General features: G+C 68.2%; 1 protein-coding gene. It reads right to left on the reverse strand.

The window, feature by feature from the left end; genetic code table 11:
• Positions 1 to 390: 390 nt before the first annotated feature.
• Positions 391 to 2,028, reverse strand: coding sequence for a CocE/NonD family hydrolase (locus E0504_RS49925; RefSeq protein WP_112109138.1), 1,638 nt, complete (start codon positions 2,026 to 2,028; stop codon positions 391 to 393).
• Positions 2,029 to 2,311: the final 283 nt, after the last annotated feature.

The raw sequence follows: 2,311 nt of genomic DNA on the forward strand, positions 1-2,311 counted from the left end.
GTAGGGTAACCTAACCTAAATTCACAACAGGTCGGCCTGGACAGGCACCTACCTGATCGGACAGTCCCTCCGCCTACTGCATGCGCCCGGACAAGGCTCGGCCGACGGTGGAGACCTCGCCACGCCGCGGCCGGTCGGTAGGTGTGAACGTCGACGGACGGCTGGGTAGCCCGGAACCACCAGGTGTACGGAACGCGCGTTCGACTCGGGAAGCGATGCCGCTGCCGGTGTGGTCACGGGGCATCATCCCTGGTCAGGGTCGCATGGCGACCGGTCGAACAGTGATTTCAGGGCCGGCAACCAAGATCCAGCGGTTTTTATTGTGGTGCGTTAGGTCCACCTGGTAGGTCGATGGGTAGGCGCGACGGTGGCGTCTGGCTGAGCGTCTTTTTAGTTGAGGGCGTTCGTGCTCGCGGCGGGGGTGGGTGAGGAGTCGGGGATGGTGGGGAGGTGCAGGACGGAGCCGCCGGTGCCGGTGGCGACGGTCACGTCGACGGGTGCGGGGTTGGGGGTGAGGGTGTCGGCGGCGCCGCCGGAGAGCCGGATGGCGATGCGGTGGCCAGCGGCGAATCGATAGTGGTCCGCGCGGATCTGCAGGTCGAACGTGATGAGTGTGCCGACGGGTGCCGGTGTCGGTGTGGTGTGCGAGGTGCGGTGGCTTGCGCGCAGGAATCCGTTGTTCACCAGGGCTGAGGTGCCATCCGGGGCGATGTCGAGGAGTTCGGCGTAGAGGTTGGCGTCGGGGCCGGACAGGGATGCCCGCAGGGTGAGTGCGGGGTGGCCGAGCATCGACGTCGCCTGGGTGAGCGGTGCGGTTTGGAACGTGGCTGATCCGGCGGGGCTTGCCGGGTCGGCGGGCTGGTGGAACGTGGCGGACCCGCTCGTGCGGCGGTCTGCGGACAGTGTGCCGTCCTGGCTCAGGGACAGCGTCTGCGTCCGGGCGCCATTTTTGGGGTTGTAGTTCGAGACCTCGCGCCAGCCGTCGCCGATACCGGCGGGGCCTTCGTAGCTCACGAAGGTGGGGCGGGTCGGGATCGGGACGTCGGGCAGGTTCTTGACCCAGCGGTCGAACCATGCCAGCAGCAGGCCGGGAGCGAGTCCCTCGGGGTTACACAGGCCCGGGCAGTTGGGGAAGGCGATCGGTGAGAGATGCTGCCAGGGTCCGTAGATCGCCCAGGTCCGGTTGAGAGCACCTTCGATGTTGGCCAGGGTGCCCGATCTGAAGTACTGGTCTCCCCACCCGCCGACGGTGAGCACGGGAACTTTGATCGCGCTGTAGCGGCCGGCGAAGGATCGCTCCTGCCAGTAGGAGTCGAAGGTCGGGTGCTCGCGGTTGGCGGCGTACTCAGCGGCGGCGTCGATACGGCCCTGGCTGAGGAGCTGGGCAGTACCGGGCCAGTTGTCGATGGTCCCGCCCTCGGTGGTCTTGATGCCGCCCGGGTAGATGACGTCGTCGTAGAGGCTCGCTGGGGGTTGGAGGGGCGCGATGGCCAGCAGGTGCGGCGCCTGCTCGATGGCGGCGCCGTAGGTGGTCTGGCCGCCGTAGCTCTCGCCGAACATGCCGATGCGCCCGTCGGAGAACGGCTGAATCGCCAACCATTCGATGAGGTCACGGGCGTCTCGGCTGTCCTGGGCCGACATGGCATGCTGCCAGGTCCCACCGGAAGGTCCGGTGCCCCGCACATTGCAGACCAGACCGTTGTAGCCGCGGGTGGCGAAGTACGCAGCCTCGCTCTCGAAGGTGGAGCGGATAACGGCATACGGGGTGAACTCGATCACCAGTCCGGGAAACCGGCCAGCAGCCGGGGCGCCGTTTTCGGCGGGACGCACGAGCGAGCAGTCGAGCTGGGTACCGTCTCCCGCGGGCACCTTCACAGAGGTCCGCGTCGAGTCGAACGTCGCCGGACGGGTGTACGACCACCATGCGTTGGTCGCCGCCGACAGCGGTGCCGTTTCGGTCGGACGCGGGCCACTCGCCGACACCGCTGTGCTGTCCGGGGACGACGCCGAGCACGCGGTTATCGCCATCGCCACCGCCGCCAGCACGGGCCAGAAGCGTCCGCGCCCCCGCGACCGCAGGAATCTCCCGCGCCTCGGCGACACAACCTGTCCGGCGCTCACCGTGGCACCTCGCTCGACACCGTCCGCACCCTCACGGGGGGCGGGCTGGGCATGCGATGGTCCGTCCTGTTAGTCGGCGCCGGCGGGTCGGGCTGGTGACCGCGGCGAGCCTCCGCGATCAAAGCCTCTGTCTCGGCTGCGTTCAGCAGATTAGGGTGCGCACGCAGCGGGCTAGTGCGCTGGCCATGAA

This window comes from Parafrankia sp. BMG5.11, from assembly GCF_004337455.1.

Coding starts and splice junctions, on each gene's coding strand:
- E0504_RS49925 (WP_112109138.1), bottom strand. CDS start 2,028: ATGGCGATAACCGCGTGCTCGGCGTCGTCCCCGGACAGCACAGCGGTG.